The sequence below is a fragment of the Sorangium sp. So ce204 genome, assembly GCF_051526795.1.
Lineage (GTDB): Bacteria > Myxococcota_A > Polyangia > Polyangiales > Polyangiaceae > Sorangium > Sorangium cellulosum_B.
This window is the reverse complement of sequence record NZ_CP150317.1, coordinates 1,926,996-1,940,463: the sequence shown is the minus strand read 5'-3', so window position 1 is coordinate 1,940,463 and position 13,468 is coordinate 1,926,996. Positions and strand designations below refer to the sequence as shown.

13 protein-coding genes are annotated in these 13,468 nt (G+C 70.7%); 5 read left to right on the top strand and 8 right to left on the bottom strand.

What is annotated here, in order from left to right; genetic code table 11:
• The first annotated feature begins 10 nt into the window (after nt 1–10).
• The 5 genes from WMF22_RS07260 (at nt 11) to WMF22_RS07240 (ending at nt 4,779) form a co-directional block, all read left to right on the top strand.
• On the top strand, nt 11–1,606 hold the full coding sequence (locus WMF22_RS07260) for a M16 family metallopeptidase (RefSeq protein ID WP_438035285.1): 1,596 nt from the start codon (nt 11–13) through the stop codon (nt 1,604–1,606).
• Entirely contained in the window at nt 1,603–2,406 is an 804-nt protein-coding gene (locus WMF22_RS07255; RefSeq protein ID WP_437298386.1) for a phosphatase PAP2 family protein, read from the top strand. The genes WMF22_RS07260 and WMF22_RS07255 overlap by 4 nt, the downstream gene beginning before the upstream one ends.
• An 82-nt stretch (nt 2,407–2,488) precedes the next feature.
• Nucleotides 2,489–2,947, top strand: a complete 459-nt coding sequence (locus WMF22_RS07250; protein WP_437298385.1) for an SRPBCC family protein — start codon at nt 2,489–2,491, stop codon at nt 2,945–2,947.
• Between the two features lie 119 nt (nt 2,948–3,066).
• The gene (locus WMF22_RS07245; RefSeq protein ID WP_438035284.1) at nt 3,067–3,525 is read left to right on the top strand and encodes a thioredoxin family protein; all 459 of its coding nucleotides are present in this window, start codon (nt 3,067–3,069) and stop codon (nt 3,523–3,525) included.
• A 309-nt stretch (nt 3,526–3,834) separates the two neighbouring features.
• A complete protein-coding gene (locus tag WMF22_RS07240) occupies nt 3,835–4,779 on the top strand; it encodes a hypothetical protein (RefSeq protein ID WP_438035283.1) in 945 nt (314 codons plus the stop codon).
• Nucleotides 4,780–4,857: 78 nt separating this feature from the next.
• Here the strand turns inward: WMF22_RS07240 and WMF22_RS07235 are convergent, their stop codons facing one another.
• The 8 genes from WMF22_RS07235 to WMF22_RS07200 all read right to left on the bottom strand — a co-directional run bounded on the left by WMF22_RS07235 (nt 4,858) and on the right by WMF22_RS07200 (nt 13,458).
• Nucleotides 4,858–6,021, bottom strand: a complete 1,164-nt coding sequence (locus tag WMF22_RS07235) for a sigma-54 interaction domain-containing protein (RefSeq protein WP_437301538.1) — start codon at nt 6,019–6,021, stop codon at nt 4,858–4,860.
• Between the two features lie 152 nt (nt 6,022–6,173).
• Nucleotides 6,174–6,929 (bottom strand): ABC transporter ATP-binding protein, encoded by a 756-nt coding sequence (locus WMF22_RS07230; protein ID WP_437298383.1) that lies wholly within the window; start codon nt 6,927–6,929, stop codon nt 6,174–6,176.
• Nucleotides 6,930–7,007: 78 nt separating this feature from the next.
• Nucleotides 7,008–7,790 carry an ABC transporter permease gene (locus tag WMF22_RS07225; RefSeq protein WP_438035282.1) on the bottom strand — a complete coding sequence of 261 codons (783 nt, stop codon included), beginning with the start codon at nt 7,788–7,790 and terminating at the stop codon, nt 7,008–7,010.
• Nucleotides 7,791–7,837: 47 nt separating this feature from the next.
• Complete coding sequence (locus tag WMF22_RS07220; protein WP_437550503.1) at nt 7,838–8,698, bottom strand: ABC transporter permease; 861 nt, start codon at nt 8,696–8,698, stop codon at nt 7,838–7,840.
• A gap of 65 nt (nt 8,699–8,763) precedes the next feature.
• Nucleotides 8,764–9,846 (bottom strand): ABC transporter substrate-binding protein, encoded by a 1,083-nt coding sequence (locus tag WMF22_RS07215; protein ID WP_438035281.1) that lies wholly within the window; start codon nt 9,844–9,846, stop codon nt 8,764–8,766.
• 170 nt (nt 9,847–10,016) lie between these two features.
• Nucleotides 10,017–11,573, bottom strand: a complete 1,557-nt coding sequence (locus WMF22_RS07210; protein ID WP_438035280.1) for a hypothetical protein — start codon at nt 11,571–11,573, stop codon at nt 10,017–10,019.
• A 79-nt stretch (nt 11,574–11,652) separates the two neighbouring features.
• A complete protein-coding gene (locus WMF22_RS07205; RefSeq protein ID WP_437298378.1) occupies nt 11,653–13,182 on the bottom strand; it encodes an amidohydrolase family protein in 1,530 nt (509 codons plus the stop codon).
• 132 nt (nt 13,183–13,314) lie between these two features.
• A complete protein-coding gene (locus tag WMF22_RS07200; protein WP_438035279.1) occupies nt 13,315–13,458 on the bottom strand; it encodes a hypothetical protein in 144 nt (47 codons plus the stop codon).
• Nucleotides 13,459–13,468: the final 10 nt, after the last annotated feature.

Sequence of the window (13,468 nt, the reverse complement as noted above, 5' to 3'; positions counted from 1 at the left end):
GCCCATGCGCATGAAACGAACCGTCTCCGCCTCGCTCGCAGCCGTGGCGCTCGCCGCCTGCGCTCCGGTCACGTCGACGCCGCCCCCCGCGCCCCCTGGCGCGCCGCCCCCCGCCGCGGCGCCGCCCGCCGCCGCCCCGGCGGACGACTTCCGCAAATCGCCGCCTCCCCCCGGGCCGGAGGTGGTCTTCCAGCCGCCGCGGATCGAGGAGGCGAAGCTCGCGAACGGGATCCGCGTCCTCGTCGTGGAGCGGCACGAGCTGCCGATCGTGGCCGTGGACGTGACGACCGTCCGCGGCGCCGACCAGGCCGAGCCTGGCGTCGGCGCGTTCGCGGGCGCGATGCTCATGCAGGGCACCAGGACCCGCAGCGCGCTTTCGCTCAGCGACGCGCTCGGCAAGCTCGGCGCGAGCTTCTCGTCCGCGGTCGGCTTCGACGGCGGCGGCGTGCAGGGCCAGAGCGTGACGCCGCGGTTCGGGGAGATGCTCACGCTGCTCGGCGACGCGTACATGAACCCGGCCTTCGCGCCGGCGGAGATCGAGCGCGAGCGGTCGCGCCGCATCACCCAGCTCGCCGAGATGAACGACCGCCCCGCGTCGCTCCTCTCCATCGCCCAGGCCCAGGTCCTCTACCCCGAGGGCCACCCGTACAGCGCGCCGCTGATCGGCACCGAGGCGGCGCTGAAGAAGATCACGGTGGGCGCCCTGGCGAAGTTCCACGCCGCGCAGTTCCGGCCGGAGCTGACGACCGTCGCCATCGCCGGGGACATCACCAAGGCCGACGCGGTGAAGGAGGTGGAGCGGGTCTTCGGCGCCTGGAAGGGCCCGGCCTCCGCGCCGCCCGCCCCCGCGAAGGCGGCGATCCCCGCCGATCCGCCGGCGCTCGCCGCGGGCGCGCCGCGCGTCGTCGTCGTCGACCGGCCAGGGCTCACGCAGTCGACGGTGACGGTGGCGCTTCCGGGCGTGCCGCGCGCGACGGCGGACTACGACGCGCTGCTCGTGATGAACACCCTCCTCGGCGGGCAGTTCTCGAGCCGGCTCAACCTGAACCTGCGCGAGAAGCACGCCTACACCTACGGCGCGCGCTCCGGCTTCGACATGCGCCACGGAGCGGGCCCGTTCTCCGCGGGCGGCGCCATCGTGCGGGAGAACACGGGCCCCGCCGTGCGGGAGATCTTCGCGGAGATCGACCGGATGCGGAGGGAGCCCGTCACGAACGAGGAGCTCGCGGACGCCAAGGCGAACCTCATCCGCCAGCTGCCGGCGCGCTTCGAGACGGCGGACGCGACAGCGTCGACGATGGCGGGCCTCGCGGTCTACGAGCTGCCGCTCGACGAGTACGCGACGCGACCGGCGAGGCTCCAGCGGATCACGCCCGCGGACGTGCAGCGGGTCGCGCAGAAGTACCTCGTGCCCGAGCAGCTCCGGGTCGTCCTGGTGGGGGACGCCGGCGCTGTCGGAGAGCAGCTCTCGGCGTTGCAGCTCGGTGAGGTCATCGTGCAGAAGGCGAAAGGCGTGGCGGCCGGACCGGCGGCCAGCAAGCCGGCGGCGCCCGCCGCGCCCCAGGCTGCGAAGCCCGCCGCGCCCGCCGCAGCGAAGAAGCCGTGAGGTACGCCGGGCCGCTCGCCTGCGCGTGCGCGCTGGCGTGGAGCGCGCCCGCCGCCGCGCAGGCGGGGCCGGCGGCCCCGGACTGGGCGTTCGGCGCGCCGGGCGGCGAGGCGGCCCTCGCCGCGGCCTGCACGGCGTCGCTCGCGACGTACCTGCTCCCCCAGCGGCGCTCCGGGTGGGGCGCCGCCTCGAGCGAGGAGCGCAACGACGCGATCGGCCTCGCCAGCGACATCACCGGCGCCGCGGCGGGCACGCTGCTCCTCCTCGGCGGCGGGTACGCCCTCGAGGGCAGCTACCTCGCGGGCGCCGGCATCCGCCGCCCCTACGCGCGGGCGCTCAGGACATCGCTCATCGAGGTCGAGGCTGTAGCGCTGTCGACCGGCCTATCGAACGTGATCAAGCGCCTGTCGGGCCGGTGCCGGCCGCGCTCGTGGCGGACCGATCGGTGCGGCGAGACCGACCTCGATTTCGACGCCTTCCCCTCGGGTCACACGACCCCGGTGGCCGCCATCGCGGGCGCGCGCCTGAACCTGGCGCTGCGCACGACCGGCGACGCCGCGCCGCGCCTCGGCGCGCTCGCCCTCGCCGAGGCGGCCACGGTGGTGACGATGGCGCTGCGGATCGGCGCCGGCGCGCACTCGTGGCAGGACGTCGGCGCCGGCATGATCCTGGGCCACGTGACGGGCTTCGCGATCGCGGCCGTCCACCCGATCCGGCCGAGCGAGGCCAGGTACGCGGCCGGCGTGATGCCCGGCCCGCCCCCCGAGCCCGCCGCGATCACCTGGTCGTGGGCGTTCTGATGCCACGTCCATAGGCCGCCAGGAGCGGCGGTGATGCGCGTGCGCTCCTCGAAGAGCGGCGTGACGCGATCCATGCTCGCGCATGCCCACCTTCGAGAAGCGCACGCGCATCGCCGCGCCCCCCGAGCGGGTCTTCGCCTTCCACGAGGAGCCTGACGCCCTCGAGCGCCTCACGCCCCCCTGGGAGCACGCGCGCGTGCTGGAGAAGACGGGCGGCATCCTCGTCGGCGCGCGCGTGGTCGTGGAGACGCGCGTCGGCCCCGTCCCGCTGCGCTGGGTCGCGGAGCACACGCAGTACGAGCGGGGCCGGATGTTCCAGGACACGCAGCGCAGCGGGCCGTTCAAGCGCTGGGTGCACACGCACCGCATGGACCCCGACGGCTCGGGCGGCTGCCACCTCACGGACCGCGTGGAGTACGAGCTCCCGCTCGGCGCGATCGGCCGGCTCGGCGGCGGCCTCTTCGTCCGGCGCAAGCTGGAGCGGATGTTCGACTACCGCCACGAGGTGACGCGACGGGCCTGCGAAGCACCGCCGCGGTAGCCCGCTCGCCGACCGCCGCGTCCGCCGCGCGGCCGACACGCCCCCTGGTTGCCAAGGCGTACGCCGGACCCAAGTTGCTCCCAATGCCGCGGCACGCGGCGACGGCAAGGAGAAGGAGCATGGCTATCTACCGTTGCGGCCGTTGCGGCTCGATCAACCGGGTTGCGGACCAGAGGGTCAAGGATCGGCCGGTCTGTGGCCGCTGCAAGGCTCACCTCGACACGACGGGCGCTCCGCAGCCGGTGGACGGGGCCGCGCTCGAACAGGCGATTGCGAGCTCTCCTGTCCCCGTCCTTATCGACTACTGGGCCACCTGGTGCGGCCCGTGCCGTGTCGTCGCGCCGGCCCTCGACGAGCTCGGCCGCAGGAACGCGGGCAAGGTGCTGGTCCTCAAGCTCGACACCGACGCCGACCCCGCGGAAGCCGGGCGCCGGCGCATCCAGGGGGTGCCCACCTTCGTGCTCTTCAGCGGAGGGCGAGAGATCGATCGCCGCAGCGGCGTGACATCGCGCGCCGATCTGGAGCGCTGGATCGAGGCAAGGACCGAGCAGCCCTCCACGCGCGCGAGCCACGCTTGAGCCCGCGCCGCGGGCCCTGGAGGGAGCGGAGCTGGGGAGCTGGGAGCCGAGGAGAGCGGGTGATGGGACGCGCCTTGTCGACGTCACCAGCGCGTCTTCAATCAAGCGTTGCGCGTCCGGCGAGGCAGGCGTGGCGTTGATGAATTGACTCATTCCGCGTCGGTCGACGCGGCCATTTGGATTTCTGCGTGCCTCCGATGCGCTGGAGTAAGGTGGGCGCGGGAGACGAGCAGAACTTGGCCGCTCACCACCCTTTCGGCGTAGTCACGCGCCGTGCCGAGCACACCGCACGAGGTTTTGATCGTCGCATTGCGTGAGCAGCCGGGGTTGCTCGGCGCGCTCGTCTCCAAGCTCACCGGCGTGCGGCTGCCGCGACGCCTCAAGCCCGCCGACGCCACGCTCCGCTTCGTGAAGCCGGCGGAGCTGCGGCTCGATCTCGTCCTTCATGGCGGCCGGCGCCGCTGGGTCCTGGTCGAGCTGCAGCGCAGCGTCGATCCGGCCAAGCGCCGCCGGTGGCCCCTCGCGGCCAGCCTGCTCTTCAGTCAGACCGGCGCGCTCGGCGACGTGATCGTCATCACCGCGCGCCGCGCCGTCGCCCGCTGGGCCGAGCGCGTGGCGTGCGTGCGGACGCGCCTCGGGACCGTGCTCCAGCTCAAGCCGGTCGTGCTCCACCTCGGCCACGCCGAGGGCAAGGCGTTGCTCGACGAGCGCCACCCGGAGCTCGCGCTCTTCGCGGCCTGGGCCATGCAGCACCGCCATGGGCCTGCGGCGCGCGCCGTCGTCGAGCGCGCGTTCGAGCTGACCGAGCGATTGCCACGCGCGTTGCGACGGGCCCAGCAGCGTGCGATCCTCTCCGTGCTCAGCGAGCGGATGCTGGAGCTCCTCAGAGAGGCATCGATGAATCCCGACAAGATCCCGGAGACACCCGCTGCCCGGAAGCTCCGCCTCTTCCTCGAAGCACAGGGACGGAAGAAGGGCCGAGCCGAGGGCGAGGCCAAGGGCCGAGCCGAAGGCGAGGCCAAGGGCCGTCAAGACGCGCTGCTCACGCTGTTGCGGGCACGCGGGCTCTCCCCCTCGCAGGACGACGAGGCGCGCATCCGAGCCTGCGCGGACGCGGCGAAGCTCGATCGGTGGATCGCGCAGGCGGCCACGGCCACGACGGTGCGAGAGGCCCTCGGGATGAAGGCCCCGGGCGCGAGGGCTCGCCCCCGCACGCCGGGTCGCCCCCGGCCGGCCTCCCCCTCGCGCTCCTGAGGCGCCCCCGCCGGCCTCGCTCGCCTCACCGAGCCCACGTACCCCGCACAGCCGAGCTGACGCGCGCGCAGCGTTCGCTCAGGTCGTCCCCGGGGCGCGCGGCGCGGGGCTCGCCTCCCCTCGCCCGAACGCGGCGGCCGCCGCCCCGCCGCGCGACGCCCGGTAGCGCGCCAGCTCCCCGAACTGCGCGAGCCGCGCGCGCACGATGTTCCTGCTGATGCCGAGCAGCCTCGCCGTCTGGAGCTGGTTGCGATCGCAGTAGCGGTACGCCGTCCGGATGATCGTCTCCTCGATCTGCTCGTGCAGGTTCGGCAGGTTCTGCTCGAACAGCGCGAGCAGCGCGCCCTCCAGCGCCGTCGCCTGCGGCGTCGGCCTGACCTGCGACACGGCGTCCGTCGCCCCCTGCTCCGGCGGAGGAATGCTGGCCCCCGCTTTCGGCAGGAGCGCCGTGAGGCGCAGATCCGCCGGGGTGACCTCCTGGCCTTTGCAGACCAGGAGCGCGTGGTGCATCGCGTTCTCGATCTCCCGGATGTTCCCGGGCCACGGGTGCCCGAGGAGCCGCGCCGTCGCCTCCGCCGTGAGCACGGCGGGCTCCGAGCCGAGCCGGTGCGCGTAGAGATCGAGGAAGTAGCGCGCCAGCGGGAGGATGTCGCCCGGCCGCTCGCGCAGCGGCGGGAGCGCCAGCGTCGCCACGTTGAGCCGGTAGAAGAGATCCTCGCGGAACTTCCGCGCGATCACCGCCTCCTCCAGGTTCACGTTGGTCGCCGCGATGAGCCGCACGTCGATCGGGATCGGCTGGCGCGAGCCGAGCCGCACCACCTCGCGCTCCTGCAGCACGCGGAGCAGCTTGACCTGGAGCGGCAGCGACAGATCCCCGATCTCGTCGAGGAACAGCGTCCCGCCGTCCGCGGCCTCGAACCACCCGGCCTTCGAGTTCGTCGCCCCCGTGAAGGCGCCCTTCTCGTGGCCGAACAGCTCGCTCTCGACGAGGGACTCCGACCAGGCGCCGCAATTGACCGCCACGAAGGGCCGCCCCCGCCGGTGGCTCAACGCGTGGATGTGACGGGCCACGATCTCCTTGCCCGTGCCGGTCTCCCCCGTCACGAGCAACGTCGCGTCGCTCGGCGAGAGCTGCCGGATCCGCTCGAGGATCGCCTGCGAGCGTGGATCCTCGAAGACAAGGGCCTTGGCGCGCACAGAAAGGGCCGGCGAGCTCGTGTTGGGAAGCGTGAGCAAGGGCATCGTCATCGGGCTTTACTCACCATGATAGCGGATGGTTCGTCCATTATAACGGATGGTCCTGCCATGCGCCAGAGATCTTTCTCTGGCGCGGCCTCACCGGCTGTCCCGGATGGCTTCGGGCCTTCCGTCACGCTGCGCCTCGATCCGTCGCGCTAGGCCTCGAGGAGGTAGCCGCGCACCTCGTCGACGAGGGCCTTGATCTCGTGATCGGTGCGGGACCTCGGGCGCGGCGCGCTGACGGGGACGACGCGCTTGATCCTCCCGGGCCGCGGCTCGAGCACGACGACGCGATCACCGAGGAACACCGCCTCCTCGACGTCGTGCGTGACGAGGATCATGGTGATCTTCTCCTCCTGCCAGATGCGCTGGAGCTCCTGCTGCAGCTTCGCGCGGGTCAGCGCGTCGAGCGCGCCGAACGGCTCGTCGAGCAGCAGGATGCCCGGCCGGTTGACCAGCCCCCGCGCGATCGCCGCCCGCTGGGCCATCCCGCCGGAGAGCTGGTGCGGGTACGCCCGCTTGAACCCGGACAGGCCCACGAGCTCGAGGTGCTCGTCGACCGCGCGCGTCTTCTCGGCGTGCGTCCACGCCGAGCTCTCCAGCCCGAGCGCGACGTTCTGCTCGATGGTGAGCCAGGGGAAGAGCCGGTGCTCCTGGAAGACGATGCCCCGATCGAGGCTCGTCCCCTCGACGCGCGCGCCGCCGACGAGGATGTCGCCCTCGTAGTCGGCGTCCAGCCCGACGAGGAGCCGCAGGAGCGTCGATTTACCGCAACCGCTCGTGCCCACGACGCTGATGAACTCGCCGGGGTGAATGGTCAGGCCGATCCCCCGGAGGACCTCCAGGGGCTTGTCCTTGACCACGTATTTCTTGCTGACATCGCGAATGTTGATGACTCCAGGCGAGCCCATGAGTTCCTCCTCGAAGCAGACGAAGCAGACGAAGCAGACGAAGCAGACGGAATCAGACGTTGACGACGTTGACGGCGTTCACACGCCGCGGACGCGCCATCGCAACAGGCGGTCTTCCGCGGCCTTGGCCAGCGCGTTCAGGCCGAAGCCCACGAGGCCGGACACGATCAGCCCGACCAGCACGACATCCATGGCGAAGCGCTCGCGCCCGTCCACCATCAGGCTGCCGATCCCGGGGGCGGGCTCGAGCAGGTACTCGGCCCCGAGCGTGCCGAGCCACGCGTAGATGAGCCCCTGGTGCACGCCCGCGAAGAGCGACGGCGCGGCGGACGGCAGGATGACCTTGCGGAGGATCTGCCACCGCGAGAAGCGGAGCACCCGCGCCACCTCGATGTGCTCGACACCGACGCTGCGCACGCCTTCATAGGTGTTCACGACGACCGGGTAGAAGGCGGAGAGCGCGATGAAGGCGATCTTCGCCTGCTCGCCCACGCCGAGCCACACCGACATGAGCGGGATCCACGCGAACAGCGCGACCTGCTTCGCCGCGTGGAAGCTCGGTGAGAACAGCTTGTCGGCGGTGCGCGAGACGGCGAGCAGGCCGCCGACGGCGCCGCCCGCGACGATCCCGAGCGCGAGCCCAAGGAGATCCCGGGCGAGGCTGGCGCGCAGGTGCGCCCAGAGATCGCCGCTCTCGTGCAGCGCGCTCGCGGCCTTCCAGACCGCGAGCGGCGGGACCAGGATGCGGGTGTTGGCGAGCGCGTAGCGGCAGACCACGAGCCACGCGACGAACAGCAGGACGGGCAGGACCAGGCCGCGCCGCAGCCGCGGCTGGATCAGAGCATGGGTGATGGCGCTCATCGTGTGTGTTCTTCGGCGAGGTGTACCAGGGCGTCTTCGGTGAGGTGTTACAGGGCGGCGCGCCGCCAGCGGAGGAGGCGGGCCTCGATCGCCTCGAGCCCCTTGTCGAGCGCGAGCCCGACGATCCCCACGACGAGGATCGCCGCGAGCACCACGTCGAGCTGGAACAGCTGGCGGCCCCAGACGATCAGGAACCCGACGCCCTCGGACGAGGCCAGGAGCTCGACGGTGACCAGCGACAGCCACGCTTGCGTCAGGCCGTAACGGACGCCGACGGCGATGGACGGCACCGCGGCGGGGAGCACGACCTTCCGGAGCAGCTGAGCATGGCTGAAGCGGAAGACGCGGGCCACCTCGATGTACGATCTCGGCACGTTCTTGATGCCCTCGAACGTGTTGATCGCCACGGGGATGAGGCTCGCCTGCGCGATGAGGATCAGCTTGAGCGACTCGCCGATCCCCGCCACCATCATGACGAGCGGCAGCCACGCGAGCGCGGGGACCTGCGCGAGCGCCTTGAAGAGCGGGTGGACGTGCTCCTCGATCCGCCGCGAGAGCCCCATCGCGATGCCGAGCGCGAGGCCCGCCGCGCCGCCCGCGGCGAAGCCGCCGAGGACGCGACCGAGGCTGATGGCGATGTTCGTGTGCAGATCGCCCGAGCTCGCGAGCTCGGTCAGCGTCTGCACGACGAGCCCTGGCGCCGGCAGGATCTGCGCCGGGATCAGCTCGCGCTGCGAGGCGTAGCTCCACGCGAGGAGGAGCGCCGCCGGGAAGACGAGCCCCACGGCGACGTTGCCCACCTTCCGCGACAGGAGCCGGGAGGCGCCGCCCGCGGGCAGCGCCACGTCGGGCGCCGCGAGCTTGTAGCCGGCCTGGGTCTGGCTTTCTTGAATTCCCTGCTGCGTCATCTTGGTTGCCTTTCTCTCATGGCGTTCCGCCCCTGCGCTAGGCCCCTTCGCCGCGCGCTCTCCTCTCATGACCTCCCGGGGTGCTTGACCTTCCCGTTCACGTCGAACTCTGGCCAGTAGCCCTCGAGGTTCAGCTCCTTCAGCGCCGCGTTCAGGAACCGCAGATCGATCCAGGAGTCGACGTCGAACGTGTTCCTGATCAGGCCGAACCGCTTCGCGTCGGCGGCGGCCGCCTTGTAGCGGGAGATCAGGTAGTCATCGAACAGCGGGCTCGCGCGCACCTTAAGCGAGTCGCCCGTCTGGTCCGCCTTGAAGTTCGAGTACGGCACCCCCGACTTGGACCAGAGCTGGTAGATCGGCGCCGGGTTGGCCTCGTTCTGCGCGATCCAGTGGGCGGCCTGCACGACGACCTTGACGACGCGCCTCGTGATGTCGGGATATTTGTTCGCGAAGTCCTCGGTGACGATCAGGTGGGCGTGCCGCAGGTAGGCCGGCGAGTCGTTCTTCGTCGAGTAGACGATCTTGGCGACCCCCTGATCCTGGAGCGTGAGCAGGTCGTACCCGCCGAAGGCAGCGTCGATGTCCCTCGTCGCCAGCGCCGCCTTCGCGGTCGCGCTGTCCATGTTGAGGATCCGGAGATCGCGCTCCGACAGCCCGCTTCCCGCGAGGATCTTGTTGACGGCGAGCTGCAGGTTCGTGCCCTTGAAGAGGGCGACCTTCTTCCCCTTGAGGTCCGCGAGCGACGCGATCGACGAGTCCGCCGGGACGGCGAGGTACGTATGCTGCCTCGTCGACACCCCCGCGAGGAGCTTGGTCTTGAGCCCCCCTGCCCTGCCGATGCTCGACGGCAGGTCTCCCTGGAGCGCGAAGTCGAGCAGCCGGTTCGCGTACGCCTCGTTGACCGCGGGCCCGGCCCCCTTGAAGAAGGACCACTCGATCTTGATATTGTCCTTCTTGAACTCCTCCTCCAGGAGCCCCCGCGCGTGCACCACGCTCAAGCTGCTACCGCCGACGAACGGCCGGTTCCCGATCCCCACCCCCGCAAATGCCACCCGGATGACGCCAGGCGCCTCCGCCCGCGCCACATGCGCCGACAACGTCAAAATCACCGCGACCAGTATCTGCACAAAAATCAAAGCTCGTCTCATAAATCTCTTCTCCCAATTCGCTGCATACCGTCGTCCCACCGCCGCCAGAGCGATGCTCGCCCGCACAGGAGACGGGCCCAGATCGGCGTTTTCGGCGCGCAGGCGTACTCACGTACGCCGAGCACCGAAAACGTCGAGGTGGGCCCGTATCCGAAGCGGGCGAGCATCGCTCAAAAGGCGCCTTGGAGTTGGGCTAGGACCTCGTGCTTGGCCCCCTCGGTGCTCGTGCGGTCGTCTCGACGGTTGACGTTGAGCTGGAACTTCGTCGTCTCCGCGAAGAAGACGTTGAAGCCGAGCGTGTACACGTCGACCCGGTTCTCTTGCACCTCGGTGCTGGGGTCGAAGAGGTCGATGCGGAGGAACGGCTGGTAGGTCTTCGGCCACCAGTCGTCGTAGCGGCCCTGGTTGCGGTAGCCCTTCAGGAACTGCTCGCCCCAGTTGTAGAAGAAGGTCGCCACGTGCGACAGGCTGGTTTGCCTCGTCTTCCGCGGGTCCTCCGCCGTCGTCCCGAGCGTCACGTCGTCCTGGCCGTAGATGAACTCGTAGGTGACGCCGATCGGATAGTGGTTGTAGTAGACGTCGCCGCCGAAGCGGCGCTTGACGCCCTTGCCGGACCGCGTCTTCTTCTCGTCCTTGAGGAACGTGTTCTGCCAGCCGATGTACGCGCTCCCGCCGAGCGTGATCTGGCGGAGGATGGAGTTGTAGTCGGACGGCACGGTGAACGCGAGGCGGCCGATGATGTCCTTCTCGCTGTTGTCGTCGGGCGTGTTCGGCCCGCTCCCGTTGATGATGCCGATCGCGTAGGCGAGGAGGGGCGCCCGGTAGTTGTAGCCGTAGTCCACCTGCGGCAGCACGTCGCCGCGGACGATGAGCCCGAGGTCGCGCCGGTTCAGCCCGAGCTTCGTCGTGAACTGCGCGTTGGTGATCACCGGCTTCAGCTCCTCGCTCGCGGGGACCTCCAGCCCGAAGGGCAGGAGCTGCTGGCCCAGGGTGACCTGCAGGACCCAGTCCTCCGGGGCGAGGGTGGGGAGCACCGAGTACGCCAGCTGGGCGTCCAGCAGGTTGAGGAAGCTGTTGTTGCTCGCCTGCTGGGGCGAGGCGCCGAAGCGCACCGAGTAGGTCAGGTTGCGGCCTTCCTCGTAGTCCTTGTAGAGGATGCCATTGAACGTGAGGGTCGCGGCGCCCGTGTCGAACGTCACCTTGCGATCGTTCGAGGTCGCCGTGTTCACCGGCTGCTCCGTCCATCCGACGCGCGCCTGGATGACGCCGCCGACGAGGAGGGAGCGGGTCGAGAGGGCGGTGTGGAGATCGCGCTCTCGCTGCCACTGGAACTTGAAGTTCTCGAGGTCGGTGACGAGCCCTTGCAGGTCGTCCCGCGTGACGGCGTTGGGATCCGGCTCGACGAAGGCCTCCGCGGCTGCGTCGCCCGCGGGCGGGGTGCCGGCGTCCGGCGCGCCGGGGGTGGCGCCGGGAGCAGCCGGAGCGGCGGTCGCGGCGCCCGGCGCGGCGGGGGCTGCGCCAGCAGGCGCCGCAGCCGCAGGGGCCGCGCCGGCGGGCGCAGGGGCCGCGCCGGCAGGCGCCTGAGCCGCGCCGGCGGGCGCAGGCGCGGGACGCTCGCCCTGGGCTCTGCCGGGCGGGTTCTGCGCGCTCGCCTGCGTCACGCAAAGGACGAGGCTCGTCGCGAGGATCGATGATATGGCGGTTCTTGAGCGGTCGAGCAAACGCATGAATGGATCCAGAGGGGTTCGTTGATTCACAGTTACGGTCGGGCGGGGCTGCTTCCGTCGCCCCGCCCGACGCTCCACGTCAGGCCGCCTTGCTCTTCCGCAGCTTCTGCTCGACCGCGGTCCCGGCGAAGAAGCCGGGGTTCTTGCCGGCAAAGAAGTTGTAGGGGTGGGTGAACACGAGATCGCGGAAGTTCGCCTCCGTGAGCGCCCCGCGCTCGACGAGGCTCCAGGTGTCCGCGAGGACCTCGGTCAGATCCGGCACGTCCCAGTGGCCGCTGTCCGACGCCCAGAAGGCGTTGAGCTGCACGCCGAGCGGGTTGACCTTCGTGTTGAACGCGTACGCGATCGTGGGGTCGTCCGCCTCCGAGCCGAAGTAGAAATTCGGCACGTACCGGTCGCGGATGTCCTCGATCCGCTCGATGCCCGCCACCGCGAAGTCGTCGAGCGCGCCCGGGTCTTGCGGCTGCCTCCGCGAGTTGTTCGAGACGCCGAGCGCCCCGCCGAGGACAGCGTGGATGTCGCCGAGCCGCGCCCCGACCTCCTCGCCGCCGTACTGCTGGTACAGCGCGTACAGCAGCTTCGCGTCGATCAGATCGGGGTTGTAGTTCTGGACCGCCCTGCCGTTGCGCTTCTCCCAGTGCCCCACCAGATCCGCGAACAGCGTCGCGCCCCACGCCGCCCCTCCCTCGAGGAAGCCGACGCGGAGATCGGGGAACCGGCGGGTCACGCCGCTGAAGAAGAGCGACTTCGCGAGCGCCTCGGAGGCGGAGGCGAAGTGGCCGATGTGGTTGTACATGTAGCTCGAGACCGAGCTGCGGCTGGTCCACCCCATCCCGGCGGAGTGGGTGGTCAGCACCGTCCTGAGCTCGACGGCCTTGGCCCAGAACGGGTCGTAGTTGTGCTCGCTGTCGACGCCGAACGTGTCGAGCCAGTTGGCGTGCCGCGCGACGTCCGGGTGGTGCCGCGACGGGTACTTCTCGGCCACCGACCGGATCGGCCGCCGGAGGTTGCCCGGGATGAGGGCGACCTTGAGGCCGAGCTCGCGCACGGCGAACTCGAGCTCTTCGACGCCCTCCTCCGGCGTGTGCAGCGGGATGGCCGCGACAGGCGTGAGGCGGTCGGCGTACGGCCGGTACACGTCGGCGTGATAGGCGTTGACCGCGCGGATGAGCACCCGGCGCAGGTCCTCCTTGCCGACGTGGGTGGCGAACGTGGAGACGTTCGGGAAGAGAACCGCGTAGTCCGTCCCCGACTCGCCGAGCCGCTCGTGAAGCAGCCTGGGCAGCGACACCGTGGCGAGATCGAGGGTGTTCTTCGTCGGCAGCGCCCACCACGGCGGGCGGACCGAGCGCTGCGCCGCGCGCTGCTCGGGCGTGAGCTCGTACCACTCGTTGCTCAGGTAGCCGAAGCCCCGGTTGATCGCGTCGCGGAACGCGTCGACGGACTTCGCGCCGCCGTACTTCGCGATGTAATCCTCGAGGATCGGCGCGAACTCGATCGTGTGCAGATCGGTGTCGATCACCGGGTAATCGAGCTTGTCGCGCACCAGCCGCGATCGAGAGGTCTTCTTGCCGTCTTTCAGCGAGAGGTGAGAGGATGAGACGCTCATGACGATGACTCCATGGCGCGATCGCGCGGCCGCGCGGCGGCCATCGGCGCCGGGCAGCCGCGCCCAGGGCGCACGAGGCCGCGCGCCGACCAGGCGCCCGCTCCTGTGCTGAGAATGTGAGAGGCCTTCGAGCTAGAGCGCCGCGAGCGCGGCGCCCCTACAGCGCGTCGCGCCCCGACGCCACACGACGGCTGGCGCGCCCGGGAGGGCGTTCGTCAGGGTCGTGATCGCGAGGGTGGATGAGACCGCGTCGAGCGCGATCACTGGATCTTTCATGGCTTTCTTC